Raw genomic sequence first — 19,665 nt, 5'->3', positions numbered from 1 at the left:
CCGGTTCGCCCCAGGAGGTCAGATTGCAGTCCAGGCGCTCTCTCGCGCTCTCTCGTCTGTTACGCCGCTCCCATCTGCTCATAGCCTTCGGCCTCGGCGCCCTGCTGATAGGCCTGACACCGTGGCTCGCGGTCACGAGTTCCGCGGCCGGCCGGGCCCCGGGGCCGCGGGCCGCGCCCGTGCCCACCGATCAGCAGGCGGCGGTGCAGTCACCGCACCACGGTGTCGCGCCGGCGAACGCCATGGAGCCCGCGGCTCCCGTGCTCGACCGGGCCGGGTGGACGGCGACGGCGAGCGACGAGGAGACCACCGGCGAGAACGGCCGCGCCGCGAACGTCCTCGACGGCGACGCCAACACCATCTGGCACAGCAAATGGACCGCCCCGACCGCACCGCTGCCGCACAGCATCACCATCGACATGCACCGCACCGCGGTCGTCTCCGCACTCGTCTACCGCCCGCGCACCAACGGCCCCAACGGGCGCGTCGGCGAGTACGCGATCAGCGTCAGCGCGGACGGCCGGACCTGGGGCAGCGCCCTCGCCACCGGCACCCTCGCGGACGACGCCACCGCCAAGACCCTCGGATTCGCCCCGACGGGCGCACGGTTCGTCCGGCTGACGGCCCAGAGCGAGGCCGGCAACCGCGGCCCCTGGACCTCCGCCGCCGAGATCGACCTGCTCGGCGACCCCGGCACCCCCGCCGCCACCGTCGACCTGCCCCGCACCGGCTGGACGGCGACAGCGAGCGACGAGGAGACCACCGGCGAGAACGGCCGCGCCGCGAACGTCCTCGACGGCGACGCCAACACCATCTGGCACAGCAGATGGACCGCCCCGGCCGCTCCCCTGCCGCACAGCATCACCATCGACATGCACCGCACCGCGGTCGTCTCCGCGCTCGTCTACCATCCCCGCGGCAACGGCCCCAACGGCCGCGCGGGCGCGTACACCGTGGCGACCAGCACCGACGGCATCTCCTTCGGCGCCGCGGTGGCCTCCGGCGCCTGGCGGGACGACGACACCGCCAAGACCGCCACCTTCACCCGCGCCGCACACGCCCGGTACGTACGCCTCACCGTGACCACCGAGGCCGGCGGCCGCGGCCCGTGGACCTCGGCGGGCGAGATTCGCCTGAGCGGGCCGGCCAGCCCCGCCGTGCACGGTTCCTGGGGCCGGGTCATCGGCTTCCCGCTGGTGCCCGTGGCCACCGCCGCCCTGCCCGGTGACAAGCTGCTCGCGTGGTCGGCGTACGCGGTCGACCGCTTCGGCGGCAGCAACGGCTACACCCAGACCGCGATCCTGGACCTGAAGACGGGCAAGGTCACCCAGCGCCGCATCGACAACACCGGCCACGACATGTTCTGCCCCGGCATAGCCATGCTGGCCGACGGCCGGGTACTGGTCACCGGCGGCAGCAACGCGGAGAAGGCCAGCATCTACGACCCGGCCACCGACTCCTGGTCGGCGACCACCAGCATGGACATCGCCCGCGGCTACCAGGCCATGACGCTGCTCTCCACAGGTGAGGCCTTCGTCCTCGGCGGCTCCTGGAGCGGGAACGCGAGCACCGACAAGGCCGGCGAGGTCTGGTCGCCGGACACCCGTACCTGGCGGCGGCTCCCCGGCGTTCCCGCGTCCGCGGCGCTGACCGCGGATCCGGCGGGCCCGTACCGCGCGGACAACCACATGTGGCTGCACGCCACTTCGGGCGGCAAGGTCCTCCAGCTGGGTCCGAGCAGGCAGATGAACTGGATCTCGACCAGCGGGCAGGGCGCCGTCACACCGGCCGGCAACCGGGCCGACAGCCAGGACGCGATGACCGGCAACGCCGTCCCGTACGACATCGGCAAGCTGGTCACGCTGGGCGGCTCGCCGGCCTACCAGGACTCCCCCGCCACGCAGCGCGCCTATACCGTGGGCATCTCGGGCAGCCAGGTCCAGGCGGCCCGGACGGGGGACATGGGGTACGCCCGCGCGTTCAGCAACAGCGTCGTCCTGCCGGACGGCAAGGTGGCCGTCTTCGGCGGTCAGGCCTATCCGGTGCCGTTCAGCGACGCCACCTCGGTCCTGACGCCGGAGCTGTGGGACCCCGCCACCGGGAAGTTCACCCCGCTCGCCACCATGGCCGTGCCGCGCAACTACCACAGCGTGGCCAACCTGCTGCCGGACGGACGGGTCTTCTCCGGTGGCGGCGGCCTGTGCGGCGAGTGCGCAACCAACCATCCGGACGGGGCGGTCTTCACTCCGCCGTACCTGCTCAACGCGGACGGTACGGAGAAGCCGAGGCCGGCCATCACCGGGGGCGTGCCCCCGAGGACGGCTCCGGGCACGTCGCTGACGGTGTCCACGGACTCGGCCGTGACGTCGTTCGTCCTGATGCGGGCCGCGGCCGCGACCCACTCCACCGACAACGACCAGCGGCGGGTCCCGCTCGTGTCCGCTCCTGCGGGGGCGGGCGCGTACACGGTGTCGATCCCCTCGGACACCGGTGTGGTGCTGCCGGGTACGTACATGCTCTTCGCCCTCGACGCCCAAGGGGTGCCGAGCGTCGGGCAGTTCGTCACCGTCTCCTGAACGGAGGAGGACCGGTCCCCGGGCCCGGGGACCGGTCTCCCCCGACCCCCGTCCTGCCGGCTGTGGCCGGATCCCGGCGGGTGGCACGGGCGTTCGGGCCACCCGGTCCCCCCGTCCGGCCGTCCGCGGGTACCGTTCGCGCATGAACGTTTCCGCAACGCAATCGAGTGACGACCTGGCCCTGACGGCGGTGGTGAAGGACGCCGCCCGCCGACAACTGGCGCAACACGGGGCGTCAGGACTGTCCTTGGACGCCGTGGCCCGCGGCGGCGGTCTGGACGTCAGTGCTGTGGAAGCCCTCTTCCCGCACCGGGACGACCTGCTGACGGCGCTGGTCGTCGACGCCTACGACGCGTCCGGGGCCGCGATGGAGCAGGCCGACCGGGCCGCCGCGGACGCCGGTGCGCCGGCGGGCGCCCGCCTCCTCGCGGTGGCCCGCGCCCTGCGGGGGTGGTCGTTCGCCCACCCCGCCGAGTTCACGCTGATCTACGGCTCGCCCGTACCCGGCTACCACGCCCCGCAGGACACCGTCCCGCCCGCCTCGCGCACTCCCGCAGTGCTCGCCGGCATCCTCCGCTCGGCGCTGGAAGGCGGGGAACTGACCCCGCCCCGGCGGACGCTGCCGGGCCCGTCGCTGCTCCGGCCGGAGGCCCTGGCCCTCTTCGGAGGCGCGCCCCCGGCTCCGTTCTCGGACATCGTCGAGCGCGGCATCGCCCTGTGGAGCAGCCTGATCGGCCTGTTGGTCTTCCAGGTCTTCAGCCGGACGCACGACAGCGTCCGCGACGAGGCCGCCTACTTCGACCAGGCCGTCGCCGTGACGGCCGAGACCGTCGGCCTCGTGGTCCCACTGGGCGAGGGCGACCGCTGACGTGAACGCGATCCGAACCCTCTGCTTCGCGACAGCGGCGCTCTCCTCCTACGCCGCGCTCTTCTACCGCCTCTCCCAGGTCCGCCGCAGCTGGCGCGACAGCGCCTACCGCGCGCTGATCGCCACCCTGCTGCTCCAGTGCCTCACCTTCACCATGGGCGCCGTCGCCATGGGCGGCGGGAGCATCCTGGGCGTGGGCAACCTGGCCATCCTCATCATGCACCTGGCCGCCGTCGCCTTCTGCGTCGCGGCGCAGATCATCCTGCTGCGCTGGGCGGCGACGGACGAGGCGGCGGCTCGCGGCACCCGGTACTGGCTGATCACCGGCATCGCCCTGGACGTGCTGCTGACGGTGCTGTTCTTCCTCGCGGACGGCCCCGGCCGACCGGCCTCGGACTTCGACGGCACCAACAGGCCGCTGCTGCTGACCTACCTCCTGGTCTTCATCGTGTCCCAGGCGGTGCCGTGCGTGACGATCTACCGCCAGTGCGGCCCGTACGCCCGGATGACGGACAACGCCTCGCTGCGGCAGGCCCTGCGGATGCTCTCGGTCGCCGCCGTGGTGCTGTTCCTCTACTGCACGGCCCGTACGGTGAACATCCTGACCCTGGCGGCCGGGGTGGACATCGGCGCGTGGAAGCTCGCCTCCAACGTCTTCAGCGCCTCGGGCATCGTGATCCTCTCCCTGAGCCTGATCAACTCCCTGTGGGGGCCGCCCGTTTCACGGCTGGCGGAGTGGGCCCGCAGCTACCGGTCCTACCGGGCGCTGCACCCGCTGTGGCGGGACCTGTACGAGGCCTCGCCGGACATCGCGCTGGAGCCCCCGGGACCCTCGGTATCCGACCTGAACTACCGGCTGCACCGCCGCGTGGTGGAAATCCGGGACGGCTGGCGGGACTTGAGGCCCTACATCGACCGTGAGACCAGCGCCGCCGGCGCCGCGGGCGGGATGTCGGGCGGGGAGGCGGGCGCTGAGCTGCGTCAGGCCTTCGCCGAAGCGGCGCAGATCAGGCAGGCCCTGGAGGCGAAGCGGACGGGGATCGTGCCCGACCACAGCAAGGACGCGGGCGACTTCGACGACCGCGACACCGACAACTTCGTGGCGGAAGTCGCCTGGCTCACCCAGGTTGCCGCCGCCTACAGTAAGCTCAGCAAGGCGAGTTGAGAGCTCCCGCCCGGTTTGCATCCCCCGTCAAACCGGGCGGGCTTCTCCCGTTCCCCCGTGTTTCATCGGGCCGGACGGGTGGCTTCCGCCCGGACTGGCCCGGCCCATCCCCCGAGGGCCGGGCCAGTCCGATTTCCGCAGCAAACCCGACCCCGTTTCCCCCGTGAGTCGCGTTAGCTGACAGCTATCGGCGAGACCCAACGTTGGCGGAGTCCAGCCCGATTGTCAACTGACCGCTATTCTGGGAAAGTGACGCATAGCCAAGGGCTATGCCGAGGAGGTGACGGGAGGAAGGTTCACCATGACGGAGACCGAGACCGGGGGCGATGACCGGCCCCTGCTCGCAGTGCGTCTCGACGACCTGTTCAAGACGGTCCGCCCCAAGGGCAAGCACTGGACCAACGCCGAGGTGGCGGAGGAACTGAAGCGGGCCAACCCCGAACTCAAGGTGGGGGGCGTGTACCTGTCGCAGCTGCGGACGGGGAAGCGCTCGAATCCGTCCCCCGACCTCCTCGCCGCCCTGGCCCGCTTCTTCGGCGTCTCGGTGGCCTACTTCTTCGACGACAAGGTGGCCCAGTCGGTCCTCAGCGAGATCGCCGCCATCGAGGCGCTGCGCCAGTCCGGGGTCCGCGCCGTGGCGATGCGGGCGGCCGGGATGAAGAAGGAGAACCTCCAGGCCATCACGGCCATCATGGACCAGTACCGGCAGCTGCAGGGCCTCCCGCCCGTCGACGACCCCTCCAGCCCGGAATGAGGAGCGCCCGGAAGGAGCGGTCGGCGGACCAGGACCGCCGCAGCCGGCTCAAGAAGCTGCGGAAGGCCGGCGCGGAGCGGATCGCCGAGCTCGACCTGCCGGAGTCGACCGACGTGGCCGAGCTGTGCCGGCACCTCGGCGAGGCGCGGGGCCGCCCGATCATCCTGGTCCCGATGCAGATGCCCTCGTCGCACCCGTGCGGCATGTGGGTAGCCGCCCGCGACGAGGACCTCATCTTCTACGACGCCAACACCACCAGCGCGCATCAGGAGCACATCATCTTGCACGAGCTGGGCCACATCATCTGCTGCCATCGCGGCGCCGGCGGGCTGGACGAGACGGCCGCCCGCCTGCTCTTCCCCAACCTCGACCCCGAACTCGTCCGCGACATGCTCCTGCGGGCGGCCTACGACGACGTGCAGGAGCAGGAGGCGGAGATCATCGCCTACCTGCTCTCGCAGCGGATGGGCGGCGCGGAGGGCCGGGACGGCGCCGCCCCCTCCGCGGAGGCGGGACCGGCCGGCGACCCCGGCACCAGCGCCATGCTCAGCCGGATCGAACGAACGCTGTTCTGACCATGGCCGATTCAGGTTCCCGCGGAAGCGTCCACCTCCTCGGCCACGGCGGCGACCGCCCGGCGGATGTCGTCCTCGCGGTGCTCACACGTGAGGAAGAACCGCAGTCTCGACAAACCCTCCTCGACGGCGGGGTGGAAGATCGGATCGGCGATCACCCCGCGGGCGAAGAGCCGGTCGGCGACATGCAGGGTGCGCGCCGAATCGCCGAGGACGACCGGCACGATCGGAGTGTCCGAACTGGCGCCGGTCGCCAGGCCGGCCGCCGCGGCCAGACCGAGGAACAGTGCGGAGTTGCGTCTGAGCGTGCTCACCCGGTGCGGTTCCGCGGTGATCAGCTCCGTGGCGGCCAGGGCGGCGGCCGCGTTGGCCGGGGTGAGCCCCACGCTGTAGACGAAGCCCGGGAGGGTGTGCCGCAGCCAGCGCACCATGCGGGCCGAGCCGCCGAGGTAACCCCCGCAGCTGGCGAAGGACTTGGACAGGGTGCCCATCCACAGGTCCACGTCGGACCGGTCGACGCCGTAGAACTCACCGATTCCGCGGCCCTGTTCGCCGACGGTGCCGATGCTGTGCGCCTCGTCGACCATCAGCAGGGCTCCGTACCGCCTCTTCAGCTTGATGAAGGCGGGCAGGTCGGCCAGGTCGCCGTCCATGCTGTAGGCGCCCTCGACGACGATCAGCACCCGCCGGAAGCGGGACCGGTTGAGCCGCAGCAGGTGTTCCAGGCTGTCGGCGTCGTTGTGGGCGAACGGGCGTCTCGCCGCCCCCGACAGGGCACAGCCCTGGAGGATGCTGTCGTGGGCCAGCGCGTCGTGCAGGATCAGGTCCCCGGCGCCGACGAGGTGCCCGATCGCGGTGACGTTGGTGGCGTGGCCGCTGACGAGCGTGAGGCAGTCCCCCACGCCGAGGAAGCCGGCAAGGGCGCGTTCCAGCCGGACCGTGAGCTCCCGCTCGCCCGAGAGGGCGCGGCTCGCGGAGACCGAGGTCCCGTACCGCTCCACCGCCCGGTGGACGGCTTCGTTGACGGCCGGATGGCCGGAGATCCCCAGGTAGTTGTAGCTGCCGAAGGAGAGGTACGAGCGGTCGCCGATCACGGTGGTGTCGCGGATGGTGCCCTCGTGGACACGGAAGTACGGGAAGGCCGCGCCACTGGCCTTGACCGCGTCCAGACGCTGCTCAAAGAGGGCCACCTCCGGGAAGTCGTCGACGCTCGCGGCGTCGGCACGCCACTCGGCCGCCGGCGGCGCAGCGTCGGACGGCGGCCGGCCGGAGGCGGCCGGCCCGGCACGGTCCGGATCGAGCAGTGCGATCAGCCCGCCGACGGTGAGTCCGGGCGTGAACAGCTCCTCGGAGGGGAAGCCGGGCGCGTGCTTGCCGATGTTGACCGCCAGCTCCTGGAGCATGAGGGAGTCGAAGCCGAGGCCGGCCACGAGCTTCATGTCCTCGCCGAGGTCCGAGAGCGGGAACACCCCGGTGCGCGACACCTCCGCCAGCACGAGGGACGCGGCGTCCTCGCCCGAAGCGACGGAAACAGCGGATGCGGCGGGGGCAGCGGATACAGCAGGGGCAGGGGCGGGAGCAGCGTGCCCGGCCGGCGCACGCACCGCCACTGGGCGCACGGCGGGGTCGGGGGCCTCGCGTGCCGCGTCGTCCACGACCCAGTGGCGGCGCGGGGCGAGCGGGCTCGGGGGCAGGGTGCACGGCGGCGTACGGCCCGCGGAGCGGGGTTCGGCCGTCGGCGGCACGGGCTCCCCGGCGCCGGAGCGCCCGGTCTCCAGCTCCGAGGCCGCCGCGCCCAGCCGGGCCGCCGCGTCGGCGGTGTCCCGCGCCACCAGGGCCAGGCGCTCCGCCAGGGGCGCGCGGCGGGCCAGGGTGTCCGCCACCCGGGCCAGCGGCGGCCGGTCCTCGGTGAGGGTCCGTGCCACGTCTCGCGCGTACCGGGCCAGCCCGGGCCGGTCCCGGGCGGTCAGGACCAGTTCGTACGGTCCCTCGGCCGGTGCCGGCGGCGCGGGCGGCTCCGGGCACTCCTCCACGACCATGTGCACGCCGGTACCGCCGAAGCCGAAGGCGCTCACCCCGGCTCGGCGGGGCAGGCCGTTCCCGGACCACGGGACCGGCGCCGTGGGGACGGTCAGCCGCGCGGCGTCGAGGGCGGCGGTGTCGGCGAGGCCGAACTCCGGCTGCGGCGGGATCACCCCACGCTGCACGGCCAGGACCGTCTTGATGAGTCCGGCCATGCCCGCGGAGTTGAGCGAGTGCCCGACGACGGCCTTGACCGCGCCGAGGTGGGCCGGGGCGGCGTCCGCACCGCGCAGTTCGCCCAGGACCGCGAGCTCGACGGGGTCGCCGACGGTGGTCCCGGTGCCGTGCGCCTCCAGGTAGCCCACCGCACCCGGGGGCAGATCGGCGTCGCGGTAGGCCCGCCGCAGGGCCCTGAGCTGTCCGCCCGCCTGGGGGTGCAGTCCGCCCTGTACGGTCCCGTCGTTGGCCGTGCCCACGCCGCGGATCACCGCGTAGACGCGGTCCCCGGCGGCCCGGGCGTCGGCGAGCGGCCTCAGCACCAGGACGCCGGCGCCCTCCCCGAGCACGAAGCCGTCGGCCTCGGCGCCGAAGGGCAGGCATCTGCCGCTGCGGGAGATGGCGCCTATCCGGCACAGCCCCACCAGCAGGTCCGGGGTGAGGATCAGCTGGGCGCCACCGGCGATCGCGATGCGGGAGCGGCCCGCACGCAGTGCGTGCACCGCGTTGGCGACGGCCATGAGCCCACCGGAGCACGCGGAGTCCAGGGCGTAGCTCTCGCCGTGCAGGTCGAAAACCGAACTGATCGTGTTGGGGCCCATGTTGAGGAGCAGGCCGGCGACGGACGTGCCGTGCAGGCCGGGGACCGCGCGTACGGTCTCCTGCCATTCCGGGTCCGCCGCGGGGGCTCCGAACTCGCCGCCGGCCAGCTGGCGCATGCGTATCTGCATGGTGCTGAGGTTTCGGTAGCCGCTCTCGGTGAGGGCCGTGACCACCGAGGTCTCCTCACGGTCGAAGCCGTCGGCCTCCCACCCCGCGTCCTGGATCGCCTCGCGGGCGAGGTCGATGAGCAGCCGGTGCTGGGGGTCCATCGCGGTGGCCCGGCGCGGGGGTATCCCGTAGTGCGCGGCGTCGAAGCCGGCCACGTCCGGCAGCAGCGCCATGGTGTCGGTGTAGGTGGACGACGCGTCGCGGAAGTCGTCGCTGAGGAAGGCGGCGCCGCGCCAGCGGGAGTCCGGGATGGCGGAGAACTGTGCCCGCGGGGCCGTCAGGAGCCGCCAGTAGTCGTTCGGATTTCGGGCTCCCGGGAACCGGCAGGCCATGCCCACGACCGCTATCGCCTCGCGCCCCGCCGGCGGGGGCGTCCCCGTCACGGCGGTCATCGGGCGGAGTCCGGGAGTGCGCGCCACCAGTCGAGGGTGGCCTTGACCTGTTCGTCGAGGGGAGTGGCACGCACCGCGAAGGCGGCTTCGTAGGCGCTCGAATCGACGACGAAGGGGCGGTCGAACTGGTAGCGGATCTCCTTGAGTTCGCGCATCAGCGGGGAGAACAGCCCCGCGAGGCCCAGTACCGCCGGAGGAATGCTGCGCACCACCGCGGGACCGGTTCCCGCAGCGGCGGCGATCAGTTCGGCCATCTCCCGTACGGAGCGCGGGGGTTCGGTCGGGATGTGCCAGGGACGGCCCCAGGCCCGCTCCTCGCCGGCGGCCTCGGCCATCGCCGCTGCCACGTCGGGGAGGTAGGTCCAGCTGTGCGGGGCGTCGGGATCCCCCAGCGCGGAGACCGGCTTGCCGCGCAGCAGCGCCGGCACGACCCGTCGGGCGAGGTGCCCGCCGTCGGTGACGCCGGGGCCGAAGAAGTCGCCGGCCCGTACCTCGACCGCCCTGATGCGGCCCTGCTCGTGCAGTGCCCGCGCCTGCTCCCACCCGGCGGCGCGTACCCGCCCCTTGGGGCCGGTCGCCGCGAGGGGCAGCCCCTCGGTCATGGGCCCGTCCACCGGCCCGTAGCCGTAGAGGTTGCCCAGCATGACCAGTACGGCCCCGGTGTCCTCGGCCGCGGCGCAGGCGGCGGCGACGAGCGGTGGCCATTCGCGCACCCAGCGGTGGTAGGGCGGCGCGGCGCAGTGGTGGATCGCCGCCGCACCACGCGCCACGGCGGTCAGCCGCTCCCGGTCGGCCGCGTCGAGCGCGACGTGCTCGATCCCCGGTTCCGGGTCTCTGCCCGACCTGGTGACGACGCGTACGGAATGTCCTTGCTCGGCCAGCAGACGGGCGGTGGCAGCGCCCGCGGGCCCGTAACCCATGACGACATGAAGACTCACGGGCGCACATTAGCGCGAGATCTGATCGGTTTTTTACGAGCGTGGCCAGTACAGGACGACTCCTGACATGCGGCGGTCGGGCCCGTGCGTACGGGCCCGACCGCTTCAGCACCGTGTCAGACGCGGTCGGCGGCGATCAGGACGTACTGGAAGGAGCCGTCCTTGTAGGAGTTGATGAAGGCCTCCTCGATGCCCGTGACCAGCGACGACGTCGCACGCAGCTCCCAGTAGGGCAGGGTCTCGGGGGTCAGGTCGACGACGGCCTGCGGTACGAGGCGGTTGTCCGCCATGGCACGCATGTACTCACGGCGGGAGTGGATGTTGCACTCGAAGTGCGCGTTGATCTGGGAGACCCACTTGGAAGGCTGGCCGTAACGCGGGTTCCAGCAACCGGTGATGGTCACGTAGCGGCCGCCGACCGCGAGGACCCGGGAGTGCTCGGCGAACAGGTCGTGCAGGTCGACGTACATGCTCGACTCGTTGTTCCACGAGGCGGCGGCCTGCCCGGTCTCGAAGGGCGTGTTGAGCATGTTGCAGACGCGGGCGCGTACGGAGTCCTCGATGCCCAGCTCCCGGGCGCGCTGGTTGGCGAAATCGGCCTGCTTGGCCGACAGGGTGACGCCCTCGACCTTGCATCCGAACCGCTGGTGGGCCATGACCATCGAACCGCCGCGGCCGCAGCCGGCGTCCACGAGCGTGTCGTCGCGGCCGATGGCCCCGAGGTGGCTCAGCAGGACGTCCGCCTGCGCCGACTCCAGGCGGTGGAGCTCGGCGATCAGCTTCTTCTCATAGGCGCTGTCCTCGGTGTCCCCGAGGGCGGCGTGGTCGATGTCACCGATGCCGTAGTGGTGGTGGTAGAGGCCGTCGACATCGCCGAGGCGCAGGTTCACCGGCCGGGCCTCGTGGTCCCAGTAGCGGGCGATGTCGCCCTGGTAGGGCGTCGCCGGGGCGGGAATGAAGGCCGAGGTGGGAGCGGCAACGGAGAGATCGGTGCTAGTCACGGATAAGTCCATCCTTACCAGAAGTCGGGGAGGCTGTAGCGGTAGGTGTTGGTCTGGTGCCAGTAGTGGTTGCCGTCGACCCAGGCGGCCACGCCCCGGAGGAAGCGCACCACGCGTGGATCGGGGCAGGAGAGCGCCAGTTCGGCGGCGGCGGCCTCGAAGGCGTGCATGAGCTCGTTGTGGATCTCGACCGCCTTGAGGTAGGCCTCCTTGTGGGACAGGCCCTCCCGCTCGGCGATGACCACCGGCAGGTTGAGGTGCAGGCCGGGGCTTTCGAGTTCCTTCGTGTACGAGTACAGGTCGTTGGCGATGGTGGTGGCGTTGCCCGCCAGCGCGATCACCCGTTGCATGGCGGGCATCGCGTGCAGCTCGGCCGGGAGTTCGTAACCGCCCACCGTGTCGGTGATGGTGGGACAGGGCCGGAAGTTGTTGAACTGGCGCATCGCCAGGTACTCGGACACCTCCGGGACGTACTTCGTCTCGGACCAGGCGGCCTCGGCGAGGTACCCCAGGTGCAGCCGGGCCATGTCGTGCCGGTACCGGTCGGCCTGGGACGGGGTCGCCGCCCGGGTGAAGTACTCCATGGCCGAGCGGTAGGAGCGGCGGGGCGCGTCCGAGAGGAGCGTTTCAGCCCAGGCCGGCTCGTACTCCGCCGTCGTGTGGACGGGGTCGAGCGCGGTGTGCGCCAGCAGAAGCCTTCCGCCCAGTCCGACCGGGGAACCGCCGTGGTCCTCGCAGTAGCAGTCGTCGACCACGTTCTCGGCGACCATCAGCCTGGTGGCGATCATGAGGTGGTCGACGGTCGGGGCGTCCGGGTGGCAGGCGACCATGTACCGGCCGACCGAGAAGCCGTCGAACTGGTCCTCCCACTCCGGCGGGTACGCCTCCACCTCGTCCACCGCCCAGCGCTTGATCCGCCGGCTGACCTCCGCCACGCGGGCGGGGTCGGGCTCCGGGACCGGGTGGTGGTAGAGGCCGGGGATCGGCCTGCCCTGCGCCGCGGGCGGGGGCTCGGGCGCCTCCGGTGCCGGGGCGGCCGGCTGGGCGCGGTGGGGGGTGAAGAAGTACAGCCCGTCCGTACCGAGGCCGCTGGGGCCGCGCCGGATGCGCTCCAGGGCGGGGTTCGGTGCGGGCGTCGCTGCGGCGGCCCCCCGTGCCGGCGCCGCCGCCAGGTCGCCGCCCGGTCCTCCGCCCGGCGCGGGCGGCGTCCCGGTGACGAGGTGGGCGGGCGGGGCGGCCGCCGGCCCGAAGGGCAGCGCCGGCCCGGTCGGCAGTGCGGGCCTGCCTACGGTGGCGGCGTCGGCACCGCGGCCGTGACCGTGGGTACCGAAGCGCGCCGCGGCGGCAGGCAGGCTCGACTGCGCAGGGGAAGGCCCGGGAACGGGCATCCGTGGCTCCTAGGATGACGTCAGGAGGGTTCCCCGCAGGGCCGTTGGGCCGAGGGGAAGAAGGCTGAGGCGGACGGGGCGGGCGGGGAAGGCGCCGCCGGGGGGCGACGACCACGAGCCGAAGCGGGGCGCGGCACGGCGCAGCACCGTACGCCGCGAGGCCCGCGTGATCGGCGGGACGGCCCCGGCCGCACGGGCGCGCCGCCCGGATCCCGCGCCCGTGCGGGGCCGGGATCCGGGAGATCGGGCCGATGGCGGCCCGGCCGTCAGTCGCGCCGACGGCCGATCTGCACGTTCTCCATCACACCGAGCGCGTCGGGCACCAGGATCGCGGCGGAGTAGTAGGTGGTGACCAGGTACGAGATGATCGCCTGCTCGCTGATGCCCATGAAACGCACGGACAGGCCGGGCTCGTACTCCTCGGGCAGGCCGGTCTGGTGCAGGCCGATGACGCCCTGGTTGTCCTCGCCCGTGCGCATGGCGAGGATGGAGCTGGTGTTCTCCTTGCTGATCGGGATCTTGCTGCAGGGCAGGATCGGGACCCCGCGCCACGCCGGGACCTGCTGGCCGCCGAGGTCGACGTGGTCCGGGTAGAGCCCGCGTGCGTTGAACTCGCGCCCGATCGCCGCGATGGTCCGGGGGTGCGCGAAGAAGAACTTGGTGCCGCGGCGGCGGCAGAGCAGTTCGTCCATGTCGTCCGGGGTGGGCGGGCCGGAGTGGGTCTGGATGCGCTGCTTGAAGTCGGCGTTGTGGAGCAGGCCGAACTCCCGGTTGTTGACCAGCTCGTACTCCTGGCGCTCGCGCAGCGCCTCGATGGTGAGCCTGAGCTGTTCCTCGGTCTGGTTGTGCGGTCCGTTGTAGAGGTCGGCGACGCGGGTGTGGACGCGCAGGACGGTCTGGGCGATGGAGAGCTCGTACTCGCGCGGCTTGAGTTCGTAGTCGACGAACGTGCCGGGGAGCGCGGCCTCACCGGTGTGCCCGGCGGACATCGCGATCTCGGCCTCGCCGTGCTTGTTCTGCCGCTGGTTCGGGAGCGAGCCGAAGCGCTCGACGTGTTCACGGAGGTTCGGCGCCGCGTCGAGGACGGCGGCGAAGTCGGCGCGGGACAGGGTGAGCAGGGTGCCGGAGGTCTCGGCGGTGGCGGTGTAGTCGGCGGTCGCGTCGGCGTCCAGCAGCGCGTTCTCGCCGAACCGGTCGCCGTCCGCCAGTACCGCGACGGCGATCTCGTCGCCGTACTTGCCGACGGAGGTCTGGTTGACGCGGCCGTGCGCGATGAGGTGGATCCGCTCGGCGGGGGTCCCCCGCTCGACCAGCACCTCACCGGCGCGGAAGTCGCGCTGGACGCAGCGGTCGGCGAGCGTGGCCAGGACCTGCTCGTCCTCGAAGCCGCGCAGCAGGGCGAGTTCGCCGAGTTCGCGCGGGATCACCCGGACGGTGGCCCCGTCCTGGACGAACTCGATGCGGCCGTCGCCGACGGTGTAGGTCAGGCGGCGGTTGACGCGGTAGGTGCCGCCCTTGGTCTCCACCCAGGGGAGCGTCTTCAGGAGCCACCGGGAGGTGATCTCCTGCATCTGGGGGGCGGACTTGGTCGTGGTGGCAAGGTTGCGGGCGGCCGCCGTGCCCAGACTCATCTGCTGGGTCGGCTCCAGCTGGGCCTCTGGGCTGGTGTCCACGGTCATCGCGCAGGCCTTTCCTTGGTGTCCTTCGTGCGGGCGGTGATCAGCGCATGGCTGTGCACATCACCGATGGAAGAAGAAAAATAGGGTGAATACCCGGGCAATCCCTCTAGATCCGGAAGCACAGTAGCCAGCCCTGAACCCGATCACCCATCGGAAGAGGTGGGGATTACCTCGAACCAGTGATCTTGAGTCGCGCCATGTTTGTTCATGGCCTCGGCGGTTTCGGACACGCGCGCCGTCCACTTTCCGCCAGCACCCCTCCGGACCGTCAACTTGCGCAGACACGTGATCGGTTCCCGAGCGTGTGCGGGGGCGGCGTACGCTACCGCCGTGACGGACGACGAAGACCTGATACTCGCGGAAGCGCTGGGCTCGACGGGGGCCGCCGGCGGCGGCTCCGGCGGCCGGCTCGGCGCGAAGTTCGCCGCCCGGCGGCTGAAGAAGAACGTGCACGAGGTCGAGGTGGCCCTGCCGGGCGCCTCGCCGGCCGAGGCCGCCGCCCGCACGGCCGACGTCCTCCTGCGCCTGGGGACCCCGGTGCGTACGGCCGACGCGGATGCCTCCGCGGGGGTGCGCGTCGTACGCGCCCTCGTCGGCGGTGGCTTCGGGAACATGAACCCGGTCCTGGTCACCGTCACCCTGACGGGCACCGGCCCGCACTCCACGGCGGCCCTCGTCCGCGGCGCCGCCAAGGAAGGCCTGATCAAGCAACGCGCGGGCGAGAAAACCGCCCGCCAGGTAGCCGCCCTCCTGACGCAACACCCGCCAACGGCGCCAACGGCCTGACGGCACGCGGGGCGTGGGCGGGGCGGGGCGGGGCGGGGCGGGGCGGGGCGGGGCGGGGCGGGGGCTTCGGGAAGGTGAGCCGCGGGGGCGGGGGCGCCCAGTTGCGGGGGGCTTCGGGGCGGCAGCCGCGTGGGCGGGGTGGCCAGGTACGAGGAGGCTTCGGGTAGAACGGGATTCGAGAATTCGGCGGCCAGAGACGTTCTGGGGGTTTCCCGTCAGTCCCATCGTCTCTCCGCGTCGGGCCGGTCCGTCAAGGGCGCTCCCTTCGGTCGCGTCACTCCGTGAGGGCCTTCGGCCCCCCTTGACCGACCGTCCCGCCACGGAAATCCGAAAGACTGCCGGGAAGCCCCCAGAGGAACGGGCCGGCCATCGAGGCATCCCTCGGTGAGGTCGGCGCCGCGCGCCCGGATCCAGGAGCGCGTCAAATCGCTACGCGCTCCTGCCAGACGGCGTCAGCGAGCCTCTTGGGCTGGGCATAGGCCGCCCCAGATCGCTACGCGCTTCTCCATCACGCGTCCGCGAGCCTCTGGGGTCGGTCATAAGCCGCCACCAATCGCTACGCGCTCCTCGACGACCGCGTCCGCCCCTCGTTCGGGGCTGGGAGGGGCGAAATCCAGGGCCGGGAAGACGATTCCTCGGCTCAGCCGAACTCAACCCCTATCAAGACCACGACGAGATCCCACCCGTCGGCACAGACAGGGGTAAATGGGGCGAAGAGAAGCCTCTCGGGTGCGCGCACCCACCCAGACATGGATTGGCATCGCTCCAGCCGTCATCCGGCGCTTTTCCACCCCATCCAGGGGCCGGACGCCGTCCAAGAGGGGCGCGGAAAGCTTTCTGCGGCTTGCACCCAACCCCAAACTCACCGCAGACGCGTGACCGAGAAGCGGACAGCGGCCGACAGGGGCGAATCGAGGGGCGGGAAGGTGATGCATCGGCTCAGCCGAACTCAACCCCCCTCAAGACCACGACGAGATTCCACCCGCCGGCACAGACGGGGTAATTGGGGTGAATTGCAGCCTCCCGGCGGCGCTCACCCGCCCAGACATGGATTGGCATCGGCGCAGCCGTCATCCGACGCTCTTCCACCCCACCCAGGGGCCGGACGCCGTCCGGGAAGGGGCGCTGAAAGCTTTCTGCGACTTGTGCCCAGCCCCGGGCGAACCGCAGGCGCGTGATGGATCAGCGCACAGGGATCGCTGGCGGCTTATGCCCAACCCCAGAGACTCGCAGACGCCGTCTGGACCCAGGAGCGCGTAGCGTCGATGGCGGCTTATGCCCAGCCCAAGAGACTCGCAGACGCCGTCAGGCAGAAGCGCGTAGCAATTGGTGGCGGCCTATTCCCAGCCCAAGAGGCTCGCTGACGCCGTCGGGCAGGAGCGCGTAGCGATTGGGGGCGCTCCTGGATCCGGGCGCGCGGCGCCGACCGCCTTGGGTGTCTCTGGATGGCCGGCCCGTTCCTCTGGGGGCTTCCCGGCAGTCTTTCGGATTTCCGTGGCGGGACGGTCAGTCAAGGGGGGCCGAAGGCCCTCACGAAGTGACGCGACCGAAGGGAGCGCCCTTGACGGACCGGCCCGACGCGGAGAGACGATGGGACTGCCGGGAAACCCCCAGAACCCCACCGACCCCGCCCCAGCGGATCCCGCCCACCCCGAAGCCTCCTCGTACCTGGCCACCCCGCGCACGCGGCTGGCCCTCCCGAAGCCACCTCCCGTCCGGCCACCCCGCCCGCACGGCTCCCGCCCCGGAGCCCCTCGCACCTGCCCGCCCCGCCCGTGCGGATCCCGCTCCCCCGCAGCCACCGCCACCCATTTCGCCGCCACGCCCCGGCGGCTCCCGCCCCGCGCCGCCGCGGCGCGTTCCACCCCGCCCGTGCGGCTCCAGTCCCGGAACCCCCTCACGCCTCCCCGCCCGCCCGTGCGGCTCCCGCCCCCGAAGCCCCCGCCCCGCGTCCTCGAAGCTCCCGCCCGAGCGGCCCCGCCCCCGCCCCCACCCCCCTACGGCACCGTGATGCGGTGGACGGATTCCACCACCGCCGCGCGGTGGGCGGCCAGGCGGGCCGCCGGCCAGGCGGTGGCGCCGGCTCCTGCCGGCGGGCCGCCCACCGCGCCGAACCAGGCCTGCGACAGGCCGATGACCAGCGTCAGCACGTCCGCCGGCGCCAGGCCCGCGTTGACCCGGCCGGCCTCCTGCGCCCTCCGCACGGCCTCGATCTTGCCCTCGTAGGACTCGGCCTCCGCACCCGTGGACCCGGGGCGCTCCAGTTGCTTCCACAGCACGAGCCGCATCAGCTCGGGCCGCTCGACGAGGTGGTCGAAGACGGCGCCCGCGTAGCCGGGCAGGTCGTCGGCGTCGAAGGGGACCGATTCCGAGCCGGTCTCCAGGGCCCGCTGGAGCACGGCGTCGAAGAGCTGCTCCTTGTTGCCGTAATAGACGTAGATGAGCCGCTTGTTCGCCTGCGCGGCGTCGGCGATGCGGTCGACGCGCGCACCGGCGATGCCGTACGCCGCGAACTCGGAGAAGGCCGCGTCGAGCAGGCGCGCCTTGGTCGCGTTGGAGTCCCGTGCCATGCCCGCAGCGTAGCAAGTAACTATCCAGTTATTGACAACGCCCACCACGTCGTCGCAGACTCTACCTATCCAGTTAGTTACTTTCTTTCGAGGAGCACACCATGGAGATGCGCGCACTGGGCGGCCAGGGCCTGGAGGTAGGGGCCGAGGGCCTTGGCCTGATGGGCATGAGCGCCCACTACGGCGCCACCGACGAGGCCGAGTCCCTCGCCACGATCGACCGCGCCCTGGAGCTGGGAGTCACCCTTCTCGACACCGCCGAGGGCTACGGCCCCTTCCGCAACGAGCAGCTGCTCGGCAAGGCCCTGTCCGGCCGCCGCGAGGCGGCCGTGGTGGCCACGAAGACCGGGGTCGAGTTCACCGACGAGGGCGCGTTCCGCGGGCACAACGCCACCCCCGAGTACATTCGCCGGTCCGCCGACCGCTCCCTGCGCCACCTGGGCACCGACCACATCGACCTGTACTACCTGCACCGCGTCGACCCGGACGTCCCGATCGAGGAGAGCGTGGGCGCCCTGGCCGAGCTGGTCGAGGCCGGCAAGGTCCGCCACATCGGCCTCTGCGAGGTCTCCCCCGCCACGATCGCCCGCGCGCACGCCGTGCACCCGCTGGCCGCGGTACAGACCGAGTACAGCCTCTTCGAGCGCGGCATCGAGCACGACGGCGTGCTCGCCACACTGCGCGAGCTGGGGATCGGGCTCGTCGCCTACTCCCCGCTCGGCCGCGGGTTCCTCTCCGGTGCCATCACCAGCCCCGACGACTTCGCGGCGGACGACTTCCGCCGCACCGACCCGCGGTTCCAGGGCGAGAACTTCCACCGGAACCTGGCCGTCGTGGACCAGGTTCGCCGGCTCGCAGCGGCGAAGGGCGTGACACCCTCGCAGCTCGCGCTGGCCTGGACCCTGCACCAGGGCGCGGTGCCCATCCCGGGCACCAAGCGCCGCCGCTACCTGGAGGAGAACATCGCCGCCACCGCCGTGACGATCACCCCGGCCGAACTGGCCGCGATCGACGCCGTGGCCCCGCACGGTGTGGCCTCCGGCGACCGGTACGCGCCCGAGCTGATGGCCTCCCTGAACGGCTGACCGACCCCCGACCCCGTCGACCGGCCCGGCGCCTGCGCCGGCCGCGGTCCCGGCCGCGGCGCCTCAGTCCCAGTAGGCGCCGTCGTGCGGGAGGTCTGCGAAGTGGTCCGGGTCGTGGGAGAGGAAGACCCGGATCCCTGCCCGGGCGAGCCTGCGCAGGCGGCCGTAGGCGAGCAGTTTCTCCTCGACGTTCCAGTCGCTGGGCATCGGGATGTCGCGGTCGAGCGCCTGCTGGAGGTGGGCGGCGTCGCCCATGAGGGCGATCCGTCCGTGGTGGTCGAGGTCCAGGACGACGCCCTGGTGGCCGGGGGTGTGGCCGGCGGTGCGCACGATGGTGAGCGTGCCGTCCTCGAACAGGTCGGCGTCACCGCGCAGTTCGAGGAAGTCGTAGTCCCGGGCGGCCGCGTAGTCGTGGAACGCGTAGCCCCGGGCGGTCCAGCGGTCGGGCCACCACGCGTGGCGCAGCTCCTCGTGCTGGGCGACGTGCACGGCGTGCGGGAAGTAGGTCATCCCGCCGGCGTGGTCGAGGTGCAGGTGGGAGTAGACGACGTACCGGACGTCTTCGAGGCGGTAGCCGAGGCGTTCCAGTTGCGCGTCGACGGCGTGGGCCCGGGTGAACCCCTCGGCGCCGTACGCGGCGCGCAGGCCCGGGCCCCAGTGGGCTTCGGCGGCTTCGGGATCGGCCACCCGGTGGTTGATGCCCGTGTCGAAGAGGACCAGCCCGTGGGTGGCGTGTTCGATGACGGCGACCGTGGACGGGATGGTGATCATGCCGTCGGCCCCGTACTGGAGGTCGCTCCTCGGCATGGTGAACGGCCCGGCGTCCACCGTCGTCACGCGCAGTCTGGCGACCACGGGACCTCCCTCTCGCGTGCCGGC

Annotated in this window: 14 protein-coding genes; 7 read left to right on the top strand and 7 right to left on the bottom strand. The window is 72.3% G+C overall.

The features are described 5' to 3' along the window. Window positions 1–23 precede the first annotated feature (23 nt). From BSL84_RS31445 to BSL84_RS31425, 5 genes are all read left to right on the top strand, one after another. Complete coding sequence (locus BSL84_RS31445) at window positions 24–2,576, top strand: discoidin domain-containing protein (protein WP_234308528.1); 2,553 nt, start codon at window positions 24–26, stop codon at window positions 2,574–2,576. A gap of 142 nt (window positions 2,577–2,718) precedes the next feature. Further along, window positions 2,719–3,444 carry a TetR/AcrR family transcriptional regulator gene (locus BSL84_RS31440; protein ID WP_045323403.1) on the top strand — a complete coding sequence of 242 codons (726 nt, stop codon included), beginning with the start codon at window positions 2,719–2,721 and terminating at the stop codon, window positions 3,442–3,444. A 1-nt stretch (window position 3,445) separates the two neighbouring features. Then, window positions 3,446–4,609, top strand: coding sequence for an MAB_1171c family putative transporter (locus BSL84_RS31435; RefSeq protein WP_030030634.1), 1,164 nt, complete (start codon window positions 3,446–3,448; stop codon window positions 4,607–4,609). A gap of 301 nt (window positions 4,610–4,910) precedes the next feature. Beyond that, window positions 4,911–5,363: a helix-turn-helix domain-containing protein gene (locus BSL84_RS31430; RefSeq protein ID WP_030030635.1), complete on the top strand. Its 453-nt coding sequence runs from the start codon at window positions 4,911–4,913 to the stop codon at window positions 5,361–5,363. Next, a complete protein-coding gene (locus BSL84_RS31425) occupies window positions 5,360–5,938 on the top strand; it encodes a toxin (protein WP_030030636.1) in 579 nt (192 codons plus the stop codon). Before BSL84_RS31430 ends, BSL84_RS31425 begins: the two co-directional genes overlap by 4 nt. Before the next feature lie 11 nt (window positions 5,939–5,949). On the opposite strand, the gene BSL84_RS31420 is transcribed toward BSL84_RS31425, so the two are convergent. The 5 genes from BSL84_RS31420 to BSL84_RS31400 all read right to left on the bottom strand — a co-directional run bounded on the left by BSL84_RS31420 (window position 5,950) and on the right by BSL84_RS31400 (window position 14,345). After that, window positions 5,950–9,339 carry an aminotransferase class I/II-fold pyridoxal phosphate-dependent enzyme gene (locus BSL84_RS31420; protein ID WP_075972336.1) on the bottom strand — a complete coding sequence of 1,130 codons (3,390 nt, stop codon included), beginning with the start codon at window positions 9,337–9,339 and terminating at the stop codon, window positions 5,950–5,952. Next, complete coding sequence (locus BSL84_RS31415; RefSeq protein ID WP_045323402.1) at window positions 9,336–10,277, bottom strand: NAD-dependent epimerase/dehydratase family protein; 942 nt, start codon at window positions 10,275–10,277, stop codon at window positions 9,336–9,338. Before BSL84_RS31415 ends, BSL84_RS31420 begins: the two co-directional genes overlap by 4 nt. A 116-nt stretch (window positions 10,278–10,393) precedes the next feature. Continuing rightward, window positions 10,394–11,278, bottom strand: coding sequence for a geranyl diphosphate 2-C-methyltransferase (locus BSL84_RS31410; RefSeq protein WP_075971736.1), 885 nt, complete (start codon window positions 11,276–11,278; stop codon window positions 10,394–10,396). 14 nt (window positions 11,279–11,292) lie between these two features. Beyond that, a complete protein-coding gene (locus BSL84_RS31405; protein WP_075971735.1) occupies window positions 11,293–12,666 on the bottom strand; it encodes a family 2 encapsulin nanocompartment cargo protein terpene cyclase in 1,374 nt (457 codons plus the stop codon). A 266-nt stretch (window positions 12,667–12,932) separates the two neighbouring features. After that, entirely contained in the window at window positions 12,933–14,345 is a 1,413-nt protein-coding gene (locus tag BSL84_RS31400) for a family 2B encapsulin nanocompartment shell protein (protein ID WP_045323400.1), read from the bottom strand. Between the two features lie 330 nt (window positions 14,346–14,675). Here BSL84_RS31400 and BSL84_RS31395 point away from each other — a divergent pair, with 330 nt between their 5' ends. Then, window positions 14,676–15,131, top strand: a complete 456-nt coding sequence (locus tag BSL84_RS31395; protein WP_030032377.1) for a hypothetical protein — start codon at window positions 14,676–14,678, stop codon at window positions 15,129–15,131. A gap of 1,997 nt (window positions 15,132–17,128) precedes the next feature. Here BSL84_RS31395 and BSL84_RS31385 read toward each other — a convergent pair. Next, entirely contained in the window at window positions 17,129–17,701 is a 573-nt protein-coding gene (locus BSL84_RS31385; protein WP_075971734.1) for a TetR family transcriptional regulator, read from the bottom strand. 101 nt (window positions 17,702–17,802) lie between these two features. Here BSL84_RS31385 and BSL84_RS31380 point away from each other — a divergent pair, with 101 nt between their 5' ends. Beyond that, a complete protein-coding gene (locus BSL84_RS31380) occupies window positions 17,803–18,786 on the top strand; it encodes an aldo/keto reductase (RefSeq protein ID WP_030030740.1) in 984 nt (327 codons plus the stop codon). A gap of 63 nt (window positions 18,787–18,849) precedes the next feature. Here the strand turns inward: BSL84_RS31380 and BSL84_RS31375 are convergent, their stop codons facing one another. Beyond that, the gene (locus BSL84_RS31375) at window positions 18,850–19,641 is read right to left on the bottom strand and encodes an N-acyl homoserine lactonase family protein (protein ID WP_051873317.1); all 792 of its coding nucleotides are present in this window, start codon (window positions 19,639–19,641) and stop codon (window positions 18,850–18,852) included. Between the last annotated feature and the right edge of the window lie 24 nt (window positions 19,642–19,665).

The sequence above is a fragment of the Streptomyces sp. TN58 genome, from assembly GCF_001941845.1.
Taxonomy (GTDB): domain Bacteria; phylum Actinomycetota; class Actinomycetes; order Streptomycetales; family Streptomycetaceae; genus Streptomyces.
Note: the sequence above shows the minus strand (reverse complement) of the source record. Positions and strands in the feature narration are given on the sequence as shown.

Coding starts and splice junctions, on each gene's coding strand:
- BSL84_RS31440 (WP_045323403.1), top strand. CDS start 2,719: ATGAACGTTTCCGCAACGCAATCGAGTGACGACCTGGCCCTGACGGCG.
- BSL84_RS31430 (WP_030030635.1), top strand. CDS start 4,911: ATGACGGAGACCGAGACCGGGGGCGATGACCGGCCCCTGCTCGCAGTG.
- BSL84_RS31425 (WP_030030636.1), top strand. CDS start 5,360: ATGAGGAGCGCCCGGAAGGAGCGGTCGGCGGACCAGGACCGCCGCAGC.
- BSL84_RS31420 (WP_075972336.1), bottom strand. CDS start 9,339: ATGACCGCCGTGACGGGGACGCCCCCGCCGGCGGGGCGCGAGGCGATA.
- BSL84_RS31405 (WP_075971735.1), bottom strand. CDS start 12,666: ATGCCCGTTCCCGGGCCTTCCCCTGCGCAGTCGAGCCTGCCTGCCGCC.
- BSL84_RS31400 (WP_045323400.1), bottom strand. CDS start 14,345: ATGACCGTGGACACCAGCCCAGAGGCCCAGCTGGAGCCGACCCAGCAG.
- BSL84_RS31385 (WP_075971734.1), bottom strand. CDS start 17,701: ATGGCACGGGACTCCAACGCGACCAAGGCGCGCCTGCTCGACGCGGCC.
- BSL84_RS31380 (WP_030030740.1), top strand. CDS start 17,803: ATGGAGATGCGCGCACTGGGCGGCCAGGGCCTGGAGGTAGGGGCCGAG.